Raw genomic sequence first — 23,407 nt, 5'->3', positions numbered from 1 at the left:
GGCGCATGGTTGCCTCGCGATTGCCATGCACGCCTGCCATCATTACATCGCGCCCGATATCTCACCGTCAAAGCAAAGGACTTTGCCATGACCCAGCTTTCCCCCGCCGATCCCGTCGTCATCCTGTCCTACGCCCGCACCCCGATGGGCGCGATGCAGGGCGCGCTGGCCGAGGTGGCCGCGACCGATCTGGGCGCCATCGCGGTGAAGGCCGCGGTCGAGCGCGCGGGCGTCAGCGGCGAGGATATCGACCGCGCCTATATGGGCTGCGTGCTTCCGGCTGGCCTCGGCCAGGCCCCGGCGCGGCAGGCGGCGATCAAGGCGGGACTTCCGCTTTCGGTTCAGGCGACCACGGTCAACAAGGTCTGCGGCAGCGGCATGCAGACCGTGATCATGGGCGCCGAGGCGCTCGCCAGCGGCACGATCGACGTGGTTGTCGCGGGCGGGATGGAGAGCATGACCAATGCCCCCTATCTCCTCAAGAAGCACCGCTCGGGCGCGCGGCTGGGCCATGACACCGCCTATGACCACATGTTCCTCGACGGCCTTGAAGACGCCTACGAGCCGGGCCGCGCGATGGGCACCTTCGCGCAGGAAACCGCCAACCAGTACCAGATGACCCGCGAGGAGATGGACGCCTACTCCATCGAGTCGCTTGCCCGCGCCAACAAGGCGATCGCGAGCGGCGCCTTCGCCGACGAGGTGGTGCCGGTGACGGTCAGCACCCGCGCGGGCGATGTCGTGGTCGAGCATGACGAGGCACCTTCGAAGGGCCGCCCCGACAAGATCCCGCAGCTGAAGCCTGCCTTCGCCAAGGACGGGACGATCACCGCGGCGACCTCATCCTCGATTTCGGACGGTGCGGCCGCGCTCGTCCTCACCCGCGCGAGCGTCGCCGAGGCGAAGGGCCTCACACCGGTCGCGCGCGTCATCGCCACCGCCGCGCACGCCCACGCTCCGGCGCAGTTCACCACCGCGCCGATCCCTGCGATCCAGAAGGTGCTCGCGCGCGCCGGCTGGGGCGTGGACGATGTCGACCTGTTCGAGGTCAACGAGGCCTTCGCCTGCGTCGCGATGTTCGCAATGCGCGACCTCGGCATTCCGCACGAGAAGATCAACGTCAACGGCGGCGGCACGGCGCTCGGCCACCCCATCGGCGCAAGCGGCGCGCGGATCATCGTCACGCTGATTGCGGCCTTGAAGGCCAAGGGGCTGAAGCGCGGCGTCGCCTCGCTGTGCATCGGCGGGGGCGAGGCCACCGCGGTCGCGATCGAGCTGGTCTGATACCCTACCGCCGGGCGGCGAGCATCACTCGTCGCCCGGCAGGTCCTGCGAGCCCCACAGGCGCGCGGCGGCGATGAAGCCCTTGCGCCCGGCGATGTCGACCTCGCACCACCCGGCCTTGCACTTCTTCATGCGGGCAATCACCCCGGGCTCCGCCCGCCATTTCACCGCCGAGGCCGGATCGGCGGCAGCGCGCACTTCGGCGAGCCCTTGCCCGATCACCATCCCGCCGCGTTCGGGATCGAGCTGGCTGGCTGAAATCCACCCCTGCGTGCCCTCGTGGTCCTCGACCAGGCGCCAGCCCTCGCGGATGCGCAGCACCTTCACCGGGAACCCCTTGCGCGCGTAGACCCAGACGACCGGGTATTCGGCGCTCGGCCCCACGCGCATGTTGACCTTCTCGAACCGCAGCGCCGCCCAATAGGGCAGCACGCGGTCCTGCGCATGCGCCGGGGCGAAGAGCGTTCCGGCGGCAAGCACCAGCGCGAGCACACAAGCGATGATTTGGCGCAGTCCCCTCATTCCCCAAGCGATAGCGCCTTCCGCTTCACCGATTCAAGCCTCGCGTGACTTCCTGCGCCTTGACCGCCAAGGGTTTGAGGGATTAGCCCTCGCCCCATGACCCAGCGCCCTTCCCGCCCGCTCGCCAGCCCGCCGCGCGTGATCGTCACCCGCCACCTGATGCCGGGGGTCGAGGCGCGGATGCGCGAGCTGTTCGACGTGGTGCTGAACGAGGCCGACGTGCCGATGACGCGCGAGCAGCTGGCGGCCGCGATGCGCGATTGCGACGTGCTGGTGCCGACCGTGACCGACAAGATCGACGCCGATCTCATCGCGGGCGCAGGCGAGCGACTTGGCCTCATCGCCAGCTTCGGCGCGGGCACGGAACATATCGACCTTGCCGCCGCCGCCTCTCGGAAAATCATCGTCACCAACACGCCGGGCGTCTTTACCGACGACACCGCCGACCTCGCGATGGCTGGGATCATCGGCGTGCCGCGCCGCATCCGCGAGGGCACCGCGCTGGTGCGGCGGGGCGAGTGGACCGGCTGGGCGCCCTCGGGGCTGCTGGGCCGCAAGCTCGCAGGCAAGGTGCTCGGCATCGTCGGCATGGGCCGCATCGGCCAGGCGGTCGCCCACCGCGCCCGCGCCTTCGGGCTCGAAATCGCCTATACCAATCGCAAGCAGCTGCCCGAGGCATTGGAACGGATGCTCGGCGCGCGCTATGTCGCCGATGTCGACACGCTGATGGCCGAGGCCGACATCCTCACGCTCCACTGCCCGCTCACCGAAGAGACCCGCCACTTGGTCGACGCGCGCCGGATCGCGCTGATGAAGCCGGGCAGCAGCATCGTGAACACCGCGCGCGGCGAGTTGATCGATCAGGAGGCGCTGATCGCTGCGCTCGAATCGGGCCACCTCGCGGGCGCAGGCCTCGACGTCTACCCGAACGAGCCCCATGTCGACCCGCGCCTCATCGCCCACCCCAACGTGATGACCCTCCCCCACATCGGCAGCGCCACCGCCGAGGGCCGCGAGGATTCGGGGCACAAAGTGATCGCCAACATCCGCATGTGGGCCGACGGGCACCGCCCGCCCGATCAGGTCCTGACCGCGCTGGTGCGCTAACCTGCAAGCGCCTGCCCGAGCTCCGTCACCACCCGCTCGATCGAGGGCCGGCTGGAGGCGAGGGCGAAGTGGTGGAAGGGCACTTCGATCTCGGCATCGCGCTCATGCGGCAGACCTCGCGCGGCGGCGGGCGCGATCACGCCGTCCTTGCGCGACCACAAGGCGATCGTCTTGACCGGCGGCTTTACAGAGGGGTCGTCGGGCACCGGCGGCGCATCGACCTTGTGGCCGTTGATCGCCTCGTAAAGCCGCCAGGCATTGTTCGCGCGCCGGTCGCCCGAGAAAGGCGTGCCCAGCGTCATCACCAGCTCGACCAGTTCCGGATGGCGCTGCGCCAGCACGCGGGCATAGAGCCCGCCGAGGCTCCACCCGACCAGCGCGACCTTGCGCTGCTCGGCCTCGGCCACCTCGGCCAGACGGTCGAGCGCGCGGGCGAGCACCTTGGGCTGGATGCCCGTGAGGAAGCCGAGGTCGGAGGCATAGGCGCGGTATCCCGCCACATCGAGCGTGCGGCGCAACAGCGCGGTAGCGCTGTCGCTCGAGAGGATTCCGGGGATGACCAGCACCGGCTGCCCCGCCCCGTCCCGCGCGCCCGCAACCGCGCGCGGGCGGCGCAGCGGCGCAAGCACGATCGGCACCGTGATCGGCAACTCGCGAACCCAGAGCGAGAGCGGCGGCGGAGAGCTATCGTCCATCGCCGCGTCCTAGCGCCGCGTCAGTCGCCGGTCAAAATCCGCTCGACCAGCTCCCCCACGCTCGGGGTGTAGCCGTTCGAGAAGAAGGGGTCGGTCTTGAAGCGGTAGGCCGCGTGGCCCGCAAAGGCGAGGTTGTTGTCCGGGTCGTCGCCGTGGGCGATGTCCTGCAGGGTCTTCTGGATGCAGAAGCTCCTCGGATCGGCGAGGCGGCCGGTGGTGTAGTCGTCGTGGTCCTTCCACGCCGAGAAGCCGCAATGCGACAGGCAGCCCATGCAGTCCTGCTGGTCCTTGCGGATCGTGTCGCGCGCCTCGGGGGTGACGAAGACGATCGTGCCCTCGGGGGTCTTGAGGGGCTCGGTGTGCCCGGCGCGCATCCACATTCCGGCCCTGGTCTTGTCCTCGGGGCGCACCCAGAAGCTCCTCGCCTTGCCGTCTTCGCCGAGCTGGACCGTGCCCTCTTCCTCGCCGCGCTTGAAGAAGGGGATCTGGCGCTCCGAGCGGTGCATCAGGTCGTAGAGGAACGGGGTCTTGACCGCGCTCGAATAGAAGCCGGTGGGCGAGAACTTGTGGAGCAGCACGTCGCCCGGCTCGACGGTGCGCAGCATGTCCTTCCAGATCTGCGGGATCGGGCTTTCCTGCGTCAGCAATGGCCGCGTGCCGAACTGGAAGGCGATCTTGCCGAGCTCGGGATTGTCGATCCAGTTCTCCCACTCGCGCAGATACCACACGCCGCCCGCCATCACGATCGGCACGTCGTCGGAGACGCCCTCGGCGCGCATCGTCTCGCGCAGCACCTTGACGCGGGGGTACGGGTCCTCGGGCTTGGTGGGGTCCTCGGCATTGGAGAGGCCGTTGTGCCCGCCCGCCAGCCACGGATCTTCATAGACCACCGCCGCCATCAGCTCGGCGACCTTGTGGTAGGAGCGCTTCCACAGCGCGCGGAAGGCGCGGCCGGAGCTGACGATGGGCAGGTAATTGACGTTGAAGCGCGCCGCGATCTCGGCGAGCTTGTAGGGCATCCCAGCGCCGCAGGTGACGCCCGTAACCAGCCCCCGGGTGCGTTCGAGCACGCCTTCGAGCACGGCTTGCGCCCCGCCCATTTCCCACAGCACGTTGATGTTGATCGCGCCCTTGCCGTTGGCGATCTCGTAGGCCTTCTTGACCTGCGTGGTGGCGCCTTCGATGGCGTAGCGGATCAGCTCCAGATGGCGCTCCTCGCGGGTGCGGCCGTGGTAGATCTGGGGGATGACGTTGCCGTTATCGTCATAGCTGTCGGCGTTGACCGCGCTCACCGTGCCGATCCCGCCGGCGGCCGCCCAGGCCCCAGAGCTTGCATGGTTGGTTGCCGACACGCCCTTGCCGCCTTCGACCAGCGGCCACACTTCACGCCCGCCGTATACGATCGGGCTCAATCCCTTGAACAATGAAGATCCCCTCTGCGCCCCTGTGGCGCGGTATTTCGAATTCTTGCCATAGTGCGCGCAGCCCCGCTCGGCAACCTCGGCGCCTGCGCGGCGTCAGCCGGCATCGCAGACCTTGATCTTGTCGGGCGCGGTGCGTTCGCGGCCGCGCTCGAAGCGCGCGAAATAGCCCTTGATGTCGGGCCGCTCGATATATTCGACGAGCACGTAGCCCACCGCCTCGAATTCGCAGAACAGCACCGTGTGAGGCAAGCCGTGGCGGCCGACCGGGCTGTCGCTTTCCACGACCACGATCTGCCCGCCCGCATTGAGCGCGGGCCACAGGTTCCACAGGAAAGCGTAGGGCTCGGTCACTTCGTGGTACATGTGCACCATGAAGATGCGGTCGAAACTGTCGGCCGGAAGCTGCGGGTTGTCGATTCCGCCGAGCTTGATCGAGATATTCTCGAGCCGCTCGCGCTCCACCCGTCGCCCGAGCCGGTCCAATGCCTCGCGGCTGATGTCCTGCGCCAGCACGCGGCCGTCCGCGCCCACGCGCTCGGCGAGGCGCACGGTGTAATAGCCCTCGCCCGCGCCGATATCGGCCACGGTCATGCCCGGGCGGATCGCGGCAAGGTCCATCACGACCTTGGCCTCGTTGCGCTCGTCGCGCGCATCCTCGTTGGAGAACTGGGTCGAGACGACCGCGGCGACGGGGCGGTCGGGCGCGGGGAACTCGAGCGCGGTTTCGGGCCGGTCCGAGGCGGCGGGCGCGATCGCGTCGCACGCCGCAAGTGCGGGCAGTGCGAGGGCGGCAAGAACAGCGACGAAACCGGGCGCGAGGGGGCGGCGATGCGGCATGGACATGGCCCCTAACGCCTAGTCGCGCGCTTGCCAAACGGCAATCACGCCGTCCCTGTTCAGCGCATCAGCGACCCCGTCAGATCGACCCTGCGGCGCTCGGCGACCTTTCCGGTCACCACCTCGGCCTCGACCAGCTCGGTCCCCATCAGGCCATAGACCTTGCCTGCAAGGAAGATCGGGCGGGCATTGCCGTACCAGTCGATGCACGAGACTTCGCAATCATAGCCCTCGCCGGTCTTCACTTGATCCTCGGGCGTGGCGGCGATCAGGCCGGCATCGCCGAGCGTCCCCATGCCATCGAAGCCGAGGAACGAGAGGTCGGACACATCCGAATACCACCAGTAGCCCTTGGAGTTCTCGATCCGGGTCACGGTCGGCACGCCGAGCATCCCGTCGCCCGCGGCAGTGATGGTGGCGTTGAAGGCATGGCTGCGGCCCTCGCTCTCGTAGCGCCCCGGCAGCATCGCCGAGGTGCCGAGTGTGGCCCCTGCCCCGTCCCTTGCGAGCGTCACGAAGCTGACCCTGAGGCCCTCCTCATTGGCATAGCCATTGGCGATCACCGCGCCGTCACCGATCTTCTCGAGCCGGATGAGATTGTGGCCGAGCGCGATGCGCTGCGGCTGCGCGGGGCGCGACAAGGGCACCACGGTGATCGAACCCGCCAGCGCTCGCTCGCGCTCGTCGGCATCGTCGGGCGGGCGGCGCCAATAGCCGTCACGCCCGCCATAGACGAGGTATTCGCTGGTGAAGCGGTTCTCGATCCCGTTGCCGCCAACCGGGGGCACGGGAGTGAATTCGCGCTCGGTGGCGGCGGCATAGTAATCCGAAAAGCGCTGCTGCGAGGCATCGAACAGCGCGAACTGCCGCTGGGTTTCGCCATCATCGTCGCAGCCGTTGCGCAACAGGCTCGGCAACGCGCGGAAGCGGCGGGCATTGGCGTCCATCCCGAACTGGTCGACCGGCATCCCGCGCGCGCCCATCACCTCAACCTCGCCGCGCCCCAGCGGGATGCGATAGACTGCCGCCGGGGGCACTTCGCCAAAGCGCGGTGCGGGGGTTCCGGCGGGGCAGGAATCCCACGCCAGTTCGTCCGATCCGCTCGCGAGCGTCCACAGATAGACCGCATCGCCCGCAACGAACATTTCGGCCATGTCCGAGCCCACGAACCCGGTCGTCTCGCATTCGAGACCCTTGGTGGTGACCTCGCCCAGAGGGCAGACCGAAACCGTGTGCACCCACGGATCGCGTACCCCGAACACCGGGCGATAGACCTTGCGGATATCGAGCAGGGCGCGCCCTTGTCCACGCGCGTCGTCGAACTCCTCCGCCGCGCTCCAGCGCCGGATCGCGGGGCGGCCGCGGCGGCTGAGCAGGTCGTCGGCCTCGTAGGGGGTGTAGACCACCAGCTTGTCGCCCACGATCCGGGTCGCGTAATTGTCGACGTCGTAATAATCGTCCGACGAAATCAGGAACACGCCGCGCACCGCGACCGTGCCCTTCGTCTGATCGAGCTTCAGGACGGTGATTTCGGTCGCATCGTCCTGATAGCTGTAGGCGGTGACGATGATCTGGTCGCCCTGCACCAGCATCTCGTCATACCAGTCCGCGCCGATCGGTTCGCCGTCCTTGTCCTTGCGGTAGACATCGACGCGGTCGGTGAGGCGCATGGTGGGATAGTGCACCGCGAACACCCGGCCATCCTGCAGCACCAGCAGATATTCGCCGATCAGCTTGACGATATCGCCCTCGTCGACGGCGGCGACCTGGGTGTTGGTGATGTTCTGGCCGTTGGCGGTGGTAACGGCAGTGACGGCCACCGGGCTAGACATTGCGGTGGGGGTCACGCGCGTGCCGGTGACGACGATACTGCGATCACCACTGTCCTCCGCAGGGCAATCCTCGGGCACGGCGCATTCGGGCTCGGCATCCTGCATCAGCGCGATGACCGTTTGGCCCCCGTCCGCTGCGCCATAGCGGCGGCGTCCCTCGCTGCGGCGGGCCTTCTCGATCGCGCGCATGAGCCGCCGGAATTCGCCTTCATCGGCGAAGGGTTCGAACTCGGGATCGGCAAGCTTGCGGTAGCGCGGCTCCTGATAGGACGGGCGGGTGTCGGGCTCGGGCGCTGCGAGCGCGGGGTCGACCGGCGGCGGCGGGGGCGCAGGCCGGGTCTCGATCATCTCGGGGGTGAGGATCCGCACCGGGCCGGGAGGCACCGGCTTGACCTTGCTCTCCTGCGCCGCGAGCGGCATGGCCGCCAGCGCCAGCCCCCCGATCAGCGCCCCGAACAGTGTTCCGGCTCCACGCGACTCGACCATCGGCCTTGCTCCTCTCGTCGCAAGGTTCCGCTACAAGGCACGGAAATTCAAATCGTTTCGCTATGCAACCGGAAGCCGGAGCAAAGGCCTACTCCACGTCCTCGATCTCGACCTTCTCGCCCGTCACCCGCTGGGCGAGCGCGGCCGAGATGAAGGGGTCGATCGCCCCGTCGAGCACGGCGTCGGGCGAGGTCGAGACGACGCCGGTGCGCAGGTCCTTGACCATCTGGTAGGGCTGCAAGACGTAGGAGCGGATCTGGTGGCCCCACCCGATGTCGCTCTTGGCCGAGTGCTCGGCGCTCGCTGCTTCCTCGCGCGCACGCATTTCCGCCTCGTAAAGCCGCGCCTTCAGCATGTTCATAGCGATTTCGCGGTTCTTGTGCTGGCTGCGGTCCTGCTGGCTCGCCACCACGATGCCGGTCGGCTGGTGGGTGATGCGCACCGCCGAATCGGTGGTGTTGACGTGCTGCCCGCCCGCGCCCGACGCACGGTAGGTGTCGATCTTGAGGTCGGCCGGGTTGATCTCGATCTCGAACGAATCGTCGATCACGGGGAAGACCCACACGCTCGAGAAAGAGGTGTGGCGCCGCGCCGAGCTGTCATAGGGGCTGATGCGGACGAGGCGGTGGACGCCGCTTTCGGTCTTGGCATAACCGTATGCACCGTCGCCCTTGATCAGCAGGGTCGCGGACTTGATTCCGGCCTGTTCGCCCGCCTGATATTCGACCGTTTCGACCTTGAAGCCGCGGCGTTCGGCCCAGCGGCCATACATGCGGAAGAGCATCTCGGCCCAGTCCTGGCTCTCGGTCCCGCCCGCGCCGGCGTGGATTTCGAGATAGGTGTCGTTGCCGTCCGCCTCGCCCGAGAGCAGCGCCTGGACCTTGTCGGCATCGGCCCGGTCGGCGAGCGCGGCGAGCGTGGCGAGGCCGTCCTCGACGATCGTCTCCTCGCCCTCGGCCTCGCCCAATTCGATGAACTCGATCGCGTCGGCCATTTCGGCGGCGATCTCGTTCACGGTGTTCACCGCGGTTTCGAGCGTCTTCTGCTCGCGGCTGATCGCCTGCGCCTGCTTGGGATTGTCCCACAGGTTCGGGTCCTGCACGCGCGCATTGAGCTCGTCGAGCCGGCGCAGCGCGCGGTCCCAGTCGAGCGACAGGCGCACGAGGGCCAGCGCTGCCTCGATCCGGTTGATGTAAGCCTGGGCCTCGGCCCGCATCGGTCAGTCCTTCGTGGGAAAAAGCGTGAATGAGGCGGACGCGCTTAGCGCTACCTGCGCGATTGTAAAGCGCCTCTGCCCCGCCCGCTAGTTCCTGAGCGCGCGCACCGCCGCCAGCGTCTTGGCGACATGGTCGCGGTAGTCGGCGTTGGCGTGGACCGCGACGATCCGGCCATCGCGGGCGATCACGTAGGAGGTGCGGCGGGTCAGCCCGGACGCCATCGCGACATCGTAAGCCTTGGCGATCTGCGGCGTGGCGACCCCGACCGGGAAGGCATCGCGGCATTCCTTGCGGCTGAAATCCTTCAAGGTCTCGATATCGTCAGCCGACATGCCGATGACGGTCGCGCCCGCCGCCTTGAACTGCGGCATGGCCTCGGCAAAGGCATTGGCTTCGAGCGTGCAGCCCTGCGTGAAAGCCTTGGGATAGAAATAGAGCACCACCGGCCCCTTCGCCAGCGCGGCCTTGAGGTTGAACCCGAAGGCCTTGCCCGCAAGCGCCGCCTGGGTGGCGAAGGCGGGGGCCCTCGCGCCTTGGGCCAGTTCGGCCGAGGCTGCGGTGGCGACGAGAGCGGCAAGCGCGAGCGCGGCGGCGTGGGTGCGGATAAAGCGGTTCATGGCGTCCCAACCCCCAAGCCCCGCCAGCGGTTCCGAATCAAATCGCCCGGCGCCTCAGTCAATGCCGCCCTCTTCGATCACCGTGCCTTCATCGGGCGGCGTATCAACCACCGCGCTGGCGGCACTCTGGCGCCCGGCGCGGATCAGCGCGAGGATCTCGTTGCGCTTGGCCGCGATCGCGTCCTGCCGCGTGTAGCGCTCGGGCTCGGTATCGGGCTTGAAGGCTTCCCAGATGATCGCCGACTTGGGATCGTCGCTCGGCCAGCCATCGAACACGCGCTTGCCCGAGCGGCGGTCGATCCGCACCATTCTGACGCCCGCGGGCGCCACGGGGGGAAGATCGGACCACTTGGGCTTGGTCTTCTCGATCAGGCTCTTGATGATCGGCGCGGAAATCGTGCCGCCGAAGGCATAGCCGCCCATGTTGCGGGGCTGGTCGAAGCCCACGTAAGCGCCCGCGATCAGTTGCTGCGTTCCGCCGATGAACCACACGTCCTTGGGACCGGTCGTCGTTCCGGTCTTGCCGAACAGCGGCAGGCCGAGCGAGTTGAGCACTGTCGCCGTCCCCCGACTCACCGCGCCGCGCAGCATGTGCATCACCTGGAAGGCGGTGCGCGCGTCCATCGCCTGCGCGCCCATAACCCCGAAGCGCGGCATCGGCTTGCCGTCCCACTTGGGCATGTTGCACCCCCGGCAATCGCGGGTGTCGGCCCGCCACAGCACCTTGCCGCGGCGGTCCTGCACATAGTCGATCAGCGTCGGCGGCGCGAGCCGGCCGTGGTTGGCGAGCGCCGAATAGGCCGCGACCATCTTGACCAGCGTCGTCTCTCCCGCCCCCAGCGCGGTCGAGGGATAGGGCGGGAACTTGCCGATCCCGAGCCGCTCGATCTCCTTGACGACATTGGGCATTCCCGCGGTCATCCCGATCTGCACGGTCATGATGTTCTGCGACTGTTCGAGGCCGTAGCGCATCGGGTGCTGCCCGCCGCTGCCCGAACCGCGGATGCACTTCTCGCCGAGGTTGGCGCCCTGATAATAGCAGAAGCGCGAGTTATCGACCTGGGTCGAAGGGGTCATCCCGTTGTCGAGCCCGGCGGCATAAACGAAGGGCTTGATGGTCGAACCCGGCTGGCGGTTGGCCTGTGTGGCGCGGTTGAAGTCCGACAGGCGGTTGTCGAAGCCGCCCTGCATCGCCAGGACCCGGCCGGTCTGCGCCTGCTCCACCACCAGCGCGCCCTGCGCCTCGGGAATCGTGCGCACAGCAAAGCCATTGCCCGATGGCGAGGCGGCGATCACGTCACCGGCCTTCAGTGCATTGGGCAGGCCGAACAGCGGCGCCTCGCTGCCGTCGGCAAAGCCGATGCGCGCGTTCTGCCCGCTGCGCTGCGTGACCACGCCGACGCGCCAGTCCTTGTAGCTGATGCCCAGGGGCGAGGATTGCAGCTGGCTCGCCCAGTTGCCTTCCGAGACGTCGAGCGTCGCGATCGGCCCGGCCCAGGCGCGCCCGCCGTGATAGCGCAGCAGGCCTTCGCGCAAGGCATCGCGCGCGGCCGCCTGCATCTGGGGATCGAGCGAGGTGCGCACCCACAGGCCGCCTGCATAGACCGAATTCGGCCCCTTCTCCGCGGTCTCCCCGAAGCGATTGATGAGCTCGCGGCGCACTTCCTCGAGGAAATAGCCCGCATCGACCGAACGCTCTCGCCGCTGGGTGACCATGCCCAGCGGCTGCGCGGCCGCGGCACGGCGCTCCGAGCCGGTGATGAAGCCGTTCTTCTCCATCTGGTCGAGCACGTAGTTCCGCCGCGCGAGCGCCTCCTGCTCCTGCCCCTTGCGCCCGTATTTCTCAGGCGCCTTGGGCAGAATCGCGAGGAAGGCCATCTCGTGCAGCTGGAGCTGGTCGACATCCTTGTCGAAATAGGCCCGTGCAGCCGCCTGCACCCCGAAGGAGCGGCGACCGAGCGGGATTTCGTTGAGATAGAGCTCGAGAATTTCCTGCTTGGTAAGCACCTGCTCGATGCGGCCGGCGAGGATCATTTCCTTGAGCTTGCGCGTCACCGAATATTCGTCGCCAAGCAGCAGGTTCTTGGCGACCTGCTGGGTGATGGTCGAGCCACCGACCGCGCGGCCCGTCCGCGCCGGATTGAGGTAGTCGATCACCGCGCCCGCCGTGCCGAAGAAATCGACGCCGCCGTGGCTGAAGAAGGTCTTGTCCTCGGCGGCGAGATAGGCCTCGACCAGCTTTTGCGGAAAGTCCGCATATTGCAGCTGCACGCGCCGTTCGCGGGCGTAGGAATGGACGATTTCGCCATCCATCCCGCGCACCACGGTGGGCAGCGGGGTTTCGTAGGTGAGGAGCGCCTCGGCCTCGGGCAGATCGCTCGCGAGCCATACGAAGACCGCGATCCAAAGCGTCAGGAAAGCCCCGAAGGCGATCGCGACGAGCCTGAACAACCGGCTCTGCCGCCAGCGTGCGCCGAACCAGGCGAGCACGCCGCGCAGGTCGCGGTTGACGCGGTAACGCAGGTAGGCCCAGTTCGATTGCGGCGCGGAAGGCGTAGGGGTCTCGGTCATGGACGCGGGCCAACTAGCACGCCGATGCGCGCCAAGGCTAGCGGCATTGCAAACCTATTCCCCGCCCGCATCCGCCCTCTCCGGGGTCGCTGCCCGGCGGGCGAAAAACACCCGGATCGCGCGCGCCAGCACGCCGGCATACTGCGCCCGGCCCTCAGGCGTGGTGAGGCGCGCGCGGTCATCGCGGTTGGTGACGAAGCCGCTTTCGAACAGCACCGAGGGCACGTCCGGCGCGCGCAGCACCGCCAGCGCCGCCGACCGGCGCGGCTGGGGGACGAAGGCCAGCGCGCTCTCGCCCTCGCGCAGCACGAGGCCGGCAAAGGCCAACGCATCCTCCTGCGTGCGCTGCTGCGACAGGTCGACGAGGATCGCGCTGACATCCTTGCTCGCGCCTGCGATGGTGATGCCGTTCAACCGGTCGGCATCGTTCTCGCGCGCCGCAAACCGCGCCGCAGCCTCGCTCGAGGCTTCGGCGGAGAGCGTGTAGATGCTCGCGCCGCTTACCGCGTCATTGGCCTCGCCTGCGCTGTCGGCGTGGATCGAGACGAACAGGTCGGCGCCCAGCAGGCGGGCGATTTCGGGGCGGTGCGCAAGCGGAATGATGCGGTCGTCGGCGCGGGTCAGCGCCACCCGCACCCCGCCCCGCTTCAGCAATTCGTCGCGCAGCGCGAGCGCGATGGCGAGGGTGATCGCCTTCTCCTCGAAGCGCGTGCCCTCGGCATCCTCGCCCACCGCCCCGGGATCGCGCCCGCCGTGCCCGGCATCGATCACCACCAGCGGGCGTGAGGGATCGTCGGGGCCTTCGACGAGGGGCAGTTCGGGCGGCGCGGCCGCCTCGCCCGCGAAGGGGAAATGGAGCACATAATCACGCCCCCAGATCGGCACCGGGATCACCAGCCCCAAGGCCTTCGCCCCGCCCAGCAGCGCCGCCGGGACGAGGAGAACGATCAGCAGGAGGGTGCGGTAACTCATTGCGCCTTGCGGCTTACGTTCTTGTCACGGGCAAACGCAATAGAGTTGCGGGGGCCGCCCCACAGTGCTAGCACTGCTGCCACAGGGGCCGGATAAGAGCGCAACCCGCGCACTCCCGCCCGCCCCTTGCTCCGGGCAATCGATATCCTTCGCGCCCGGTCCAATACAGGTTGATGCAGTGACAGATCGCTTTTCCCGGACAACCAGCACCCAGCGCGACAGGCGTTTGGCTGCTGTTTCGGGAGAAGGCGCGGCGCTTGGCCGCACGCTCGCCATTGCAGACACGAGCTTCGCGCCGGGTGCCTCTGGCGCTCACAGCGCGATTATCCCTTCCGGCAAGGCCCCAGGGCGCGCCGGTTCACCACAATATGCGCGCCCCCTTCCACCGCTCACGCGGTCAAGGCCGGGCGCATGGAGACTATTCAATGGCAACGCGCATGCTTATCGATGCGCGCCACCCGGAAGAAACCCGGGTGGCGGTTCTGCAAGGCAACCGGATTGAGGAATTCGACTTTGAATCTGCCGAACACAAGCAGATCAAGGGCAATATCTATCTCGCCAAGGTAACCCGGGTCGAACCCTCGCTGCAGGCGGCTTTTGTCGACTTCGGCGGCAATCGCCACGGCTTCCTCGCCTTCAGCGAAATCCACCCCGATTACTACCAGATCCCCAAGGCGGACCGCGACGCGCTGCTCGCCGAGGAGGCCGAGGCCGCCGAGGAAGAGGAACGCCTGCGCGCCGAGGAAGAGGACGAAGGCATCGCCCCCGGCGCCGAATATGACGCCGAGGACGACAGCGGCGAAGCGCTCGCCGAAGACTTCGCCGAAAACGGCGTCGAGGAAGTCGACACCTCCGACAAGGACGATGTCGCCACCATCGAAGGCGGCGCTTCGGACGAGGAAGACAGCGCCGAAGATGATGCTTCTGACGAAGAGAGCGGCGAGAGCGAGGGCGAAGAATCCTCCGACGAGAATGGCGAGGAACGTCGCGGCCGCGGTCGCGGTCGCCGCCGTCAGGGCGGCAAGGGCGAACGCGGCGACAGCAAGGGCGGCCGCAGCCGCGCCAAGCAGGTCGACGAGGTGCGCGCCAAGCGCATGGCGCTGCGCCGCCGTTACAAGATCCAGGACGTAATCCAGCGCCGCCAGGTGCTGCTCGTCCAGGTCGTCAAGGAAGAGCGCGGCAACAAGGGCGCGGCGCTGACCACCTATCTGAGCCTCGCGGGCCGTTACACCGTGCTCATGCCCAACTCGTCGCACGGCGGCGGGATCAGCCGCAAGATCAGCTCGACCAGCGATCGCAAGCGGCTGAAGGACATGGTCTCGGACCTCAAGCTGCCCAAGACCATGGGGCTGATCGTGCGCACCGCCGGCATGAGCCGCACCAAGCCCGAGATCAAGCGCGACTTCGACTACCTCGCCCGCGTGTGGGACGAGATCCGCGAGAACACCCTCGCCTCGGTCGCGCCCGCGCTGATCCATTCGGACAGCGACCTCATCAAGCGCGCGATCCGCGACATCTACAACAAGGAAATCGAGGAAGTCGTCGTCGAGGGCGAGGAAGGCTACAAGTCGGCCAAGGCCTTCATGAAGCTGCTAATGCCTAGCCACGCGCGGCGGGTGAAGGCCTATTCGGACCCCGTGCCCCTGTTCCAGCGCTACGGCGCCGAAGACCAGCTGCGCGCGATGTATGATCCGATGGTGCAGCTGAAGAGCGGCGGCTACCTCATCATCAACCCGACCGAGGCGCTGGTATCGATCGACATCAACTCCGGCCGCTCCACCAAGGAGCACGGGATCGAGGCGACCGCGCTCCACACCAACCTCGAAGCCGCGCGCGAAATCGCCCGCCAGCTGCGCCTGCGCGACATGGCCGGCCTCGTCGTCATCGACTTCATCGACATGGAATACCCCTCCAATGTGAGGAAGGTCGAGAAGGCGATGAAGGACGCGCTCAAGAACGATCGCGCGCGCATCCAGGTGGGCCGCATCAGCTCCTTCGGCCTGATGGAAATGAGCCGCCAGCGGCTGCGCACCGGGGTGCTCGAAGCGACCACCCGCGCCTGCCCGCATTGCGACGGCACCGGCCTCGTGCGTACGGCATCGTCCGCCGGTCTCTCGGCGCTGCGCCTGATCGAGGACGAGGCGGCGCGCGGCAAGGGCACACAGATCCGCCTCGCGGCCAGCACCGAGGCGGCGATCTACCTCCTCAACGAAAAGCGCGCCGACCTCGTCGAGATCGAGCAGCGCTACGGCGTCAGCGTCGAGGTGGTGCCCGAGGGCGAGCAGGAAGGCGCCAAGATGAGCGTCTCCAGCTCCGGCCCGCGCCCCTCGCAGGCGCCCAAGTTCGAACCGATCATCGACGATGACGACGATGATGACCTGCCCGAGGAGGAGGAAGACTTCGCCGAGGAAGTGGCTGAGGAGCGCGACGAGCGCCCCGCTCGCCGCGAGCGTGCCGACAACGACGATGAGGGCGGCAATCGCAAGAAGAAGCGCCGGCGTCGGCGCGGCGGCCGCAACCGCAATCGCGAGCGCGAGGACGGCGAAGGCGGCGACGAACGCGAAGAGCGTGGCGAGGATGGCGGCGACGAGGCCGGAGATGAAGATCGCGCCGAAGGCTCCGCACCCGAGGCCGGTGAGGATGGCGAAGCGCGTCCCAAGAAGCGCCGCCGCCGCGGCGGTCGCGGTCGCAAGCGTCGTGAGGGCGATGGGCCCGAAGCCAGCGACGAGGCGCAGGGTGATGACGGCGAGGCCGTGACCGGGGATGACGGCGCCGGCGATGTTGCGGGCGCCGAGGCTCCCGCCGAAGCCCAGGTTCCCGCCGCCGAGCCCGAAGCCGAAGCCCCCGCCGAGGAAGCCGCTCCAGCCGAAAAGCCCAAGCGCGTGCGCGCGCCGCGCAAGAAGAAGGTGGCTGAGCCAGTTGCGGAGGAAGTCCCCGCCGAACTCGCGCCCGAACTCGCCGCCGAAGCCGCCGATGCCGCACCCGCCGAGCAAGAGGCTCCGGCCGAAAAGCCCAAGCGCAAGCGCGCGCCCCGCAAGGCCAAGGTCGCCGATGCCGAGCCCGCCGAAACCGCCGAGGTGAGCGAGCCGGCTCCGGTCGAGGAAGCGGCGGCGGAAGCGGCACCCGAAGCCGAAGCCAAGCCGCGCCGCGGCTGGTGGCAGCGGACCTTCGGCGAGTAAGCCGCCGCGCCAGAACAACCTCTAAAAGGGCGGAAGCAGAAATCTGCTTCCGCCCTTTGACTTTGTCAGGTCAAAGAAGGGCAAGGGACTTTCCCCTCGCCTCCTATCGAGTCCTCAGAGATGGTTACCTGGTGATGCTGTCACCAATGGTTCCGAGGACGACCTTCACGCCAGTATCGGTGTCGATTTTGCCGGAGGTGGCGAGTTCGATGCCGGCTTCGAAAGGAGCCATCGCTGAGCCGGCAACGGCCGAGAGGAAGCTTGTCATTGCGTCAGGCTTGGACATTATCATTCTCCTTCAAGACCCCCTCACGCACGATAATAACACATTTTGCACCCAAATCGATTCTGAAAATTATCTCACTCCACCTTCCGCGCCGCACCCCATTCCATCCACCCGGCAAAGCGCGGGGCCTTGGGGGTATAGCCCTGCCCCAGCGGCTCCACGGCGAAACCCGCGCCCGCCAACACATCGGCGATCGGCCGCGTCAGGTGACACCCGCCCGCGAGGCGCTTCCAGACCGGCTCGATCCGTCCCTGCCACGCGCGCACCCCGGCATCCGGGGCGAGGCCATGCTCGAGGAACAACACCGCGCCGCCGGGGCGCAGGATGCGGCGCATCTCGCGCATCACCTGCGCCGGGTCCGCGACCGAGCACAAAGTGAAGGTGCACACCACGCAGTCGAAGCAAGCATCGCCAAAAGGGATCGCCTCGCCCCGCCCCTGCCGCAGGTCCGCCGCCCAGCCCTTCTCGCGGGCCGCGGCGCGCGCGCCGTCGAGCAACCCTTCGTGCGGGTCGATCCCGGCATAGGAGGTGATCGCGGATGGGTCATAGAACTGATGGTTGATCCCGCCTCCGCAGCCCAGTTCGAACACGTCACCCGCCGCGCGCGGCACCACCGCCGCGCGGCGCTTCATCACCTGCCCTTGCGAGCAGGCGCAAGTGATAAGGCGCGGCATCACCTTTGCCTCGTACCAGTTCCCCAGCCCCATTTTCCGCTCTCCCGCACTTGCGCTCTTTCCCGGCGGACCAATGCGTGGCACGATATGCGGCAAATGCCAAACCGGCTTTCTGGGAGGGATGCCGCCATGAACACCACGACCTCGGGCACCCGCCCGTTCGACAAGCCGCCCTTCCGCTTCCACCCGAAGCTGTGGATTGCCGCCGCGCTGCTGCTGGCGCTTCCCGCGGCAGCGATGCTGGTGACGCGCGAGGTCAACTGGGGCCTCGAGGATTTCGCCGCGATGGGCCTGATGCTGCTGGTGCTGTGCGCCGCGCTCGAGGGCGCGATGAACTGGCTCACCGCGCTGCGCTGGCGGGTCGGCGCGATGACGCTCGCGCTGCTGGCGTTCCTGACGCTTTGGGCGCACCTGGCAGTGGGGCTGTTCGATTAGGCGGGCACTTCCTGCCCACGAAAATCGAACACCCGGCCCGATTGCGCCGGCGTGAGCCGCGCGAGGACCCCGATGAGGTTCGCCGCCGCCACATCGGGCGCGGTCAATTGCCCCTCGGCCAGCCCCGACTGGAACGGCGCGGAGAGCGTGGAATCGACCGTCCCCGGATGCAGGCCCACGATCACGCTGTCGGGATGGGTGCGCGCCATCTCCAGTGCGAAGTTCCTGAGCAGCATGTTGAGCGCGGCCTTGGAGGCGCGGTAGGAATGCCAGCCCCCGAGCCGGTTGTCGGAAATCGAGCCGACCCGCGCGGAGAGCGCGGCGAAGGTGAAACCCTGCCCCCGCGGCATCAGCGGCAGCATGTGCTTGGCGATCAGCGCGGGGCCGATGGTGTTGAGCGCGAAGACCCGCGCCATCGTCTCGGCTTCGAGCCGCTTGTAGGATCGCTCGGGCCCGGTGCCATCTGCCAGTGTCAGCACGCCGGTCGCGACGATCACCCATTCGGGCGGCGCCTCGCGCATCATGGCGGCGGCGGCGGCGATGCTCGCCTCGTCTTCCAGATCGAAGGAAAAGCCTTGGAAGGCAGAACCTTGCGGCACCGCTCCGCTGCGCGATCCGGCATAAATCCGCGCGCATCCGGCGGCCGCGAGGCCCTCGCACAGCGCCCGCCCGATCCCGCCGCTCGCCCCGAACACACAGGCCGTGGCGGGCACGCGAACCGGGGTCTGTCCTACATCATCCATGCGGCATAAAGTGCCCGCATGGCCTTGTGGTTCCGCCCTTTTTCACGCCGCTCTTCCCGGCCTGCGGGGGCGGAGACAGTTTTGCATTTATAAAGTGTCTCATTGTCTCCGACACCGCAGTGCTGAACCATGCTCAACCCCTGTGCGAAAGCCTGCAACATCTGACAGTCACCCCCCGCTTGCGCGAGCGCGCGATGCCGCTAAGTAGGGTCGCAACTGCGTAACCGGGATCACGTAATGGCGACCTTCACTCTCCCTGCAAACTCCAAGATCAGCGCGAACGGCAAGACCCACAAGGCTTCCGGCGGCCGCGTGAAGTCATTCAAGATCTACCGCTACGATCCCGACTCCGGCCAGAACCCGCGTTACGACAAGTTCGAGATCGACCTCGACCAGTGCGGGCCGATGGTTCTCGACGCACTGTTCAAGATCAAGAACGAGGTCGACCCCACGCTGACCTTCCGCCGCTCGTGCCGCGAGGGGATCTGCGGGTCATGCTCGATGAACATCAACGGCAAGAACGCGCTCGCCTGCACCACCGCGATCGAGGACCTCAAGGGCGAAATCCGCATCACCCCGCTGCCGCACATGGATGTGATCAAGGACCTGGTGCCGGATTTCACCCACTTCTACGCCCAGTATGCGAGCATCCGCCCCTGGCTCCAGACCGTCTCGCCCACGCCTTCGGGCAAGGAGCGGCTCCAGTCGCCGCAGCAACGCGAGAAGCTCGACGGCCTCTACGAGTGCATCCTGTGCGCATGCTGCTCGACGAGCTGCCCGTCCTACTGGTGGAACTCCGACAAGTTCCTCGGTCCGGCGATCCTCCTGCAGGCCTATCGCTGGCTGGCCGACAGCCGCGACGAGATGACCGGCGAGCGGCTCGATGATCTCGAAGACCCCTTCCGCCTCTACCGCTGCCACACCATCATGAACTGCGCGAACGTCTGCCCCAAGGGCCTGAGCCCGGCCAAGGCGATCGCGGAGACCAAGAAGATGATGGCCGAACGTGCCATCTAGGTACTTGGCGATCTGATCGTGAGCTTCAAGGACGAGGTGTTCGAACACGGGCCGGACCCGGACAATCCCGGCTGGCACCGCTGGGACCTGAAGGACGAAACGCTGTTCAACGGCGCGGTGATGGGCAAGCTCATCACCCGCGTCGACCCGGACGGTAAGGCGCGGCTGCGCATGGTCCCCGAGCGGCGGCACATGAACCTGCAAGGCGTGATCCACGGCGCGATCACGCTCTCGCTGATTGATATTGCGCTGTTCGTGACGATGCACCGGATCGGCACCGGCAATGCCGGCCCCTCGGTGACGCTCGAGCTTTCGACCCAGTTCGTCGGGGCGGGCGATCCGCAGCGGCCCCTGGATGCGGTGACCGAGATCGTGCGCGAGACCGGCAAGCTGGTCTTCATCCGCGGGATGGTGGTGCAAGGCGAGGATACGGTCGCGAGCTTCTCGGGCATCGTGCGCAAGATGCAGCCGCGCGCCCAAGCCTGACACAGTGCCCGGTCTCCTCGCCCGCTACGATGCGCTGATCGCCAGCGGCCAGTTGCGCGCCGACCCCGACCAGCGTGCCGCCGCCGAGCGCCTCGCGCGGCTACAGGACGAGCTTGAAGCACCCCCGCCGAAGAGGAGCCTCTTCGCCCGTCTGACCGGCACCCGCGAAGCCACGCCCCACCCGCGCGGGGTCTACCTGTGGGGCGGCGTCGGGCGCGGCAAGTCGATGCTGATGGACCTCTTCGTCGAGACCCTTGGCATCGAACGCAAACGCCGCGTCCACTTCCACGCCTTCATGCTGGAACTCGACCGGCGCATCACCGAGGCGCGCAAGGCCGAGCGGCAGGACCCGCTGGTGAGTGTCGCGCTGGCGATGGCCCCCGAGGTCCGCTGTCTCGCCTTCGACGAGATGGTCGTCACCAACACCGCCGACGCTGCGATCATGGGGCGGTTCTTCACCGCGCTCATGGAAGGCGGCACGGTGATCGTCACCACCTCCAACCGCCCCCCGCGCGATCTCTACAAGGACGGGCTCAACCGGTCGCTGTTCCTGCCCTTCATCGAGCTGGTCGAGCGCGAGATGGATGTGCTCAGCCTCAACGGCCCGGTCGACTACCGGCTCGACCGCATCGGCGGGCTTGCCACGTGGCACGCCCCCATCGGCGAGGCGGCGACAGAGCAGGTGCGCGAGGCCTTCTTCCGCCTCACCGACTTCGCCCCCGAGGATGCCGTCAACGTGCCGAGCGGCGAGCTCGACCTCGGCGGCGGGCGGACGCTGCATGTGCCCAAGTGCCTCAAGGGTGTCGGTGTGTTCAGCTTCAAGAAGCTTTGCGCCGAGAACCGCGGCGCGGCTGACTACCTCGCCATCGCACGGGCCTTTCATACGGTGATCCTCGTCGGCATCCCGAAGATGGGGCCGGAGAACCGCAACGAGGCGATCCGCTTCACCAAGCTGATCGACGCGCTCTACGAGCACCGCGTGAAGCTGTTCGTGACCGCCGCCGCGCTGCCCGAGGAGCTTTACCAGGCGGGCGACGGGGCGTTCGAATTCGAACGGACGGTCAGCCGCCTCAACGAGATGCAGAGCGAGGCTTACATGGCGCTGGGCCACGGGGCGGAAGACTAGCCGGTCACCCCGAGCTGACCGAGCGACTTCTCCAGCATCAGCAGCTGCCACAGGGTCCGCGAATGGTCGGCGCGGCCGGCGATATGGGCCTCGGCCAGCGTGGCGATGGCTTGCGGCTGGAAGAACCCGGTCTGGGCGAGACTCCCCGTCGCAATCCCCCGCGAGGCGTCAGCGAGCGGCCCCCTCAGCCATTCGGCGATGGGTGTGACGAAGCCCTGCTTGGGGCGATAGAGGATGTCGTGGGGCAAGTAGCGCTCGAGGCTCTTCTTGAGCAGGTACTTGCCGACGCTCCCGCGCACCCGCATCCCCTCTGGCAGGCGCGCGGCGAATGCGACGAGGCGGTGGTCGAGCAGCGGCTCGCGGGCCTCGAGGCTCACCGCCATGCTGGTGCGGTCGACCTTGGTGAGGATGTCGCCGGGCATCCAGAACATGAGGTCGGCATATTGCGCGCGGTCGAGCCCAGAGCGGCCCGGTGCCGAGCGCATCAGCGCAATCAGCTCGTCCTCGGCGCGGAAACCCGCGAGGCTGGCTGCGAAGCTGTCTGAATAGAGCGCGGCCCGCGCCTCGGGCAGGGTCACCGAGAGGCCGCGGGCGTAACCCGCCTCGCCGCTCTCGGCGAGCGCCAGCAGGGTCGCCTTGGCGCGCAGGGGGCGCGGGGCCCAGTCGGCCTTGGGCCACAGGCGGCCCAATGTGCCGAAGATCGGCGCCCGCACCGAGGCAGGCAGCACCGCGCGGGTGCGCTCCTCGTGGTGGTGGAACACTTGGCGGCGGTAGCCCGCGAAGGCCTCATCCGCCCCGTCGCCCGAAAGCGCCACGGTGACCCGCTCCCGCGCCAGTTGGCACACGCGCCAGGTCGGGAGCGCGGAGGCATCGGCGAAGGGCTCGTCAAACATCGCGGCGAGAGCGTCGATGGCGGCGAAGTCGTCGGTCGCGACGATCCGCTCGGCATGGTCCGCACCGAACATCGCGGCGACCTGGCGGGCGTAGGAGGTCTCGTCATAGGCCGCGACATCGAAGCCGATCGAGCAGGTCTGCACCGGCGACGCGCTCGCCTCGGCCATCAGCGCGACCACGCCCGAGCTGTCGACCCCGCCCGAAAGGAAGGCGCCCAGCGGCACGTCCGCGACCATGCGCGAGCGGACGCCCTCGCGCAGCAGATGGACGAGCTGGGCGGAAAGATCGGCCTCGCTCCCCCGTTCGCGCTCGGTGAAGGATATGTCCCACCAGCGCTGCGGGCGTCCGGGGGCCCTGCCCTGCTCCAGCACCCAGAAGTGGCCCGCGGGAAGCTTTTCGACGCCGGCAAGGATCGAATGGGTGTCGGGCACATAGCCCCACGCCATGTAAGCCTCGATCGCCTGCGGGTTGACCCGGCGGCGCAGCTGGGGATGCGCCAGAAGCCCCTTGAGCTCCGAGGCAAAGGCGATGCTGCCGTCGGACAGGTGCGCGAGGAACAGCGGCTTCACCCCGAAGCGGTCGCGGGCGAGGAACAGGCTGCGGGTGGCAAGATCGAAGATCGCGAAGGCGAACATCCCGTCGAGGCGCGAGAGGCAATCGGGCCCCCACTTCTGCCAGGCGGCGAGGATCACCTCGGTGTCGCCATTGGTGCGGAAGTTGAACCCGGCCTGCTCGAGCTCGCGGCGCAGTTCGCGGAAGTTGTAGATCTCGCCGTTGAAGACGATCACCGCGCGGCCATCGGCGGCGTGCATCGGCTGGGGCGAGCCCGCGACGTCGATGATCGAGAGGCGGCGGTGGCCGAGCCCGACGCCGTGATCGGTCCACACGCCCGAACCGTCAGGCCCCCGGTGGGCGAGCGCGTCGCACATCCGCACGACCCGGGCAGGGTCGACCGGCTTGGGCGTCTCGGCATGGAAGATCCCGGCAATCCCGCACATCGTGT

Annotated in this window: 20 protein-coding genes; 7 read left to right on the top strand and 13 right to left on the bottom strand. The window is 67.9% G+C overall.

From position 1 onward, the window contains the following. The first annotated feature begins 87 nt into the window (after positions 1–87). The gene (locus AX708_RS16445) at positions 88–1,284 is read left to right on the top strand and encodes an acetyl-CoA C-acyltransferase (protein WP_066533019.1); all 1,197 of its coding nucleotides are present in this window, start codon (positions 88–90) and stop codon (positions 1,282–1,284) included. A gap of 24 nt (positions 1,285–1,308) precedes the next feature. On the opposite strand, the gene AX708_RS16440 is transcribed toward AX708_RS16445, so the two are convergent. Next, entirely contained in the window at positions 1,309–1,806 is a 498-nt protein-coding gene (locus AX708_RS16440) for an SH3 domain-containing protein (protein ID WP_066533021.1), read from the bottom strand. A gap of 96 nt (positions 1,807–1,902) precedes the next feature. Here AX708_RS16440 and AX708_RS16435 point away from each other — a divergent pair, with 96 nt between their 5' ends. Further along, positions 1,903–2,913, top strand: coding sequence for a D-glycerate dehydrogenase (locus tag AX708_RS16435; RefSeq protein ID WP_066533022.1), 1,011 nt, complete (start codon positions 1,903–1,905; stop codon positions 2,911–2,913). Here the strand turns inward: AX708_RS16435 and AX708_RS16430 are convergent. From AX708_RS16430 to AX708_RS16395, 8 genes are all read right to left on the bottom strand, one after another. Then, positions 2,910–3,608 carry a triacylglycerol lipase gene (locus AX708_RS16430; protein WP_066533023.1) on the bottom strand — a complete coding sequence of 233 codons (699 nt, stop codon included), beginning with the start codon at positions 3,606–3,608 and terminating at the stop codon, positions 2,910–2,912. The genes AX708_RS16435 and AX708_RS16430 overlap by 4 nt on opposite strands. Before the next feature lie 20 nt (positions 3,609–3,628). Next, positions 3,629–5,032, bottom strand: coding sequence for a nitronate monooxygenase family protein (locus AX708_RS16425; RefSeq protein WP_066533024.1), 1,404 nt, complete (start codon positions 5,030–5,032; stop codon positions 3,629–3,631). Positions 5,033–5,125: 93 nt separating this feature from the next. Further along, complete coding sequence (locus tag AX708_RS16420) at positions 5,126–5,869, bottom strand: methyltransferase domain-containing protein (protein ID WP_156443525.1); 744 nt, start codon at positions 5,867–5,869, stop codon at positions 5,126–5,128. Positions 5,870–5,928: 59 nt separating this feature from the next. Continuing rightward, complete coding sequence (locus tag AX708_RS16415) at positions 5,929–8,187, bottom strand: beta-propeller domain-containing protein (protein ID WP_066533026.1); 2,259 nt, start codon at positions 8,185–8,187, stop codon at positions 5,929–5,931. Positions 8,188–8,275: 88 nt separating this feature from the next. Beyond that, positions 8,276–9,403 carry a peptide chain release factor 2 gene (gene prfB, locus AX708_RS16410; protein WP_066533027.1) on the bottom strand — a complete coding sequence of 376 codons (1,128 nt, stop codon included), beginning with the start codon at positions 9,401–9,403 and terminating at the stop codon, positions 8,276–8,278. Positions 9,404–9,490: 87 nt separating this feature from the next. Beyond that, positions 9,491–10,021 (bottom strand): peroxiredoxin, encoded by a 531-nt coding sequence (locus AX708_RS16405; protein ID WP_066533029.1) that lies wholly within the window; start codon positions 10,019–10,021, stop codon positions 9,491–9,493. Positions 10,022–10,075: 54 nt separating this feature from the next. Beyond that, a complete protein-coding gene (locus AX708_RS16400; RefSeq protein WP_066533031.1) occupies positions 10,076–12,592 on the bottom strand; it encodes a penicillin-binding protein 1A in 2,517 nt (838 codons plus the stop codon). A gap of 54 nt (positions 12,593–12,646) precedes the next feature. Beyond that, positions 12,647–13,564, bottom strand: coding sequence for an N-acetylmuramoyl-L-alanine amidase (locus AX708_RS16395; protein ID WP_066533033.1), 918 nt, complete (start codon positions 13,562–13,564; stop codon positions 12,647–12,649). Between the two features lie 425 nt (positions 13,565–13,989). Here AX708_RS16395 and AX708_RS16390 point away from each other — a divergent pair, with 425 nt between their 5' ends. After that, positions 13,990–16,743 (top strand): ribonuclease E/G, encoded by a 2,754-nt coding sequence (locus tag AX708_RS16390; RefSeq protein WP_066533034.1) that lies wholly within the window; start codon positions 13,990–13,992, stop codon positions 16,741–16,743. A gap of 124 nt (positions 16,744–16,867) precedes the next feature. Here AX708_RS16390 and AX708_RS20605 read toward each other — a convergent pair whose 3' ends face one another. After that, complete coding sequence (locus tag AX708_RS20605; protein ID WP_156443520.1) at positions 16,868–17,029, bottom strand: hypothetical protein; 162 nt, start codon at positions 17,027–17,029, stop codon at positions 16,868–16,870. A 74-nt stretch (positions 17,030–17,103) separates the two neighbouring features. Beyond that, a complete protein-coding gene (locus AX708_RS16385) occupies positions 17,104–17,736 on the bottom strand; it encodes a class I SAM-dependent methyltransferase (RefSeq protein WP_066533036.1) in 633 nt (210 codons plus the stop codon). Between the two features lie 96 nt (positions 17,737–17,832). On the opposite strand from AX708_RS16385, the gene AX708_RS16380 reads away from it, so the two are divergent. Continuing rightward, complete coding sequence (locus tag AX708_RS16380; RefSeq protein ID WP_066533038.1) at positions 17,833–18,138, top strand: hypothetical protein; 306 nt, start codon at positions 17,833–17,835, stop codon at positions 18,136–18,138. Here the strand turns inward: AX708_RS16380 and AX708_RS16375 are convergent. Further along, a complete protein-coding gene (locus AX708_RS16375) occupies positions 18,135–18,881 on the bottom strand; it encodes an SDR family NAD(P)-dependent oxidoreductase (RefSeq protein WP_066533039.1) in 747 nt (248 codons plus the stop codon). The two genes, AX708_RS16380 and AX708_RS16375, sit on opposite strands and share 4 nt — an antisense overlap. A gap of 237 nt (positions 18,882–19,118) precedes the next feature. Here AX708_RS16375 and AX708_RS16370 point away from each other — a divergent pair, with 237 nt between their 5' ends. From AX708_RS16370 to zapE, 3 genes are read left to right on the top strand one after another with little or no spacing between them, the layout of a single operon-like run. Continuing rightward, positions 19,119–19,898, top strand: a complete 780-nt coding sequence (locus AX708_RS16370) for a succinate dehydrogenase iron-sulfur subunit (protein ID WP_066533040.1) — start codon at positions 19,119–19,121, stop codon at positions 19,896–19,898. Between the two features lie 18 nt (positions 19,899–19,916). Further along, complete coding sequence (locus AX708_RS16365) at positions 19,917–20,384, top strand: PaaI family thioesterase (RefSeq protein WP_066533041.1); 468 nt, start codon at positions 19,917–19,919, stop codon at positions 20,382–20,384. A gap of 4 nt (positions 20,385–20,388) precedes the next feature. Further along, positions 20,389–21,510, top strand: coding sequence for a cell division protein ZapE (gene zapE / locus AX708_RS16360; protein WP_066533042.1), 1,122 nt, complete (start codon positions 20,389–20,391; stop codon positions 21,508–21,510). On the opposite strand, the gene AX708_RS16355 is transcribed toward zapE, so the two are convergent. Then, positions 21,507–23,402 carry an XrtA/PEP-CTERM system amidotransferase gene (locus AX708_RS16355; RefSeq protein WP_066533043.1) on the bottom strand — a complete coding sequence of 632 codons (1,896 nt, stop codon included), beginning with the start codon at positions 23,400–23,402 and terminating at the stop codon, positions 21,507–21,509. The genes zapE and AX708_RS16355 overlap by 4 nt on opposite strands. Between the last annotated feature and the right edge of the window lie 5 nt (positions 23,403–23,407).

Source organism: Erythrobacter sp. CCH5-A1 (assembly GCF_001557115.1).
Taxonomy (GTDB): domain Bacteria; phylum Pseudomonadota; class Alphaproteobacteria; order Sphingomonadales; family Sphingomonadaceae; genus Erythrobacter.
The sequence above is the reverse complement of the archived record's forward strand: the minus strand, read 5'-3'. Positions and strand labels throughout refer to the sequence as shown.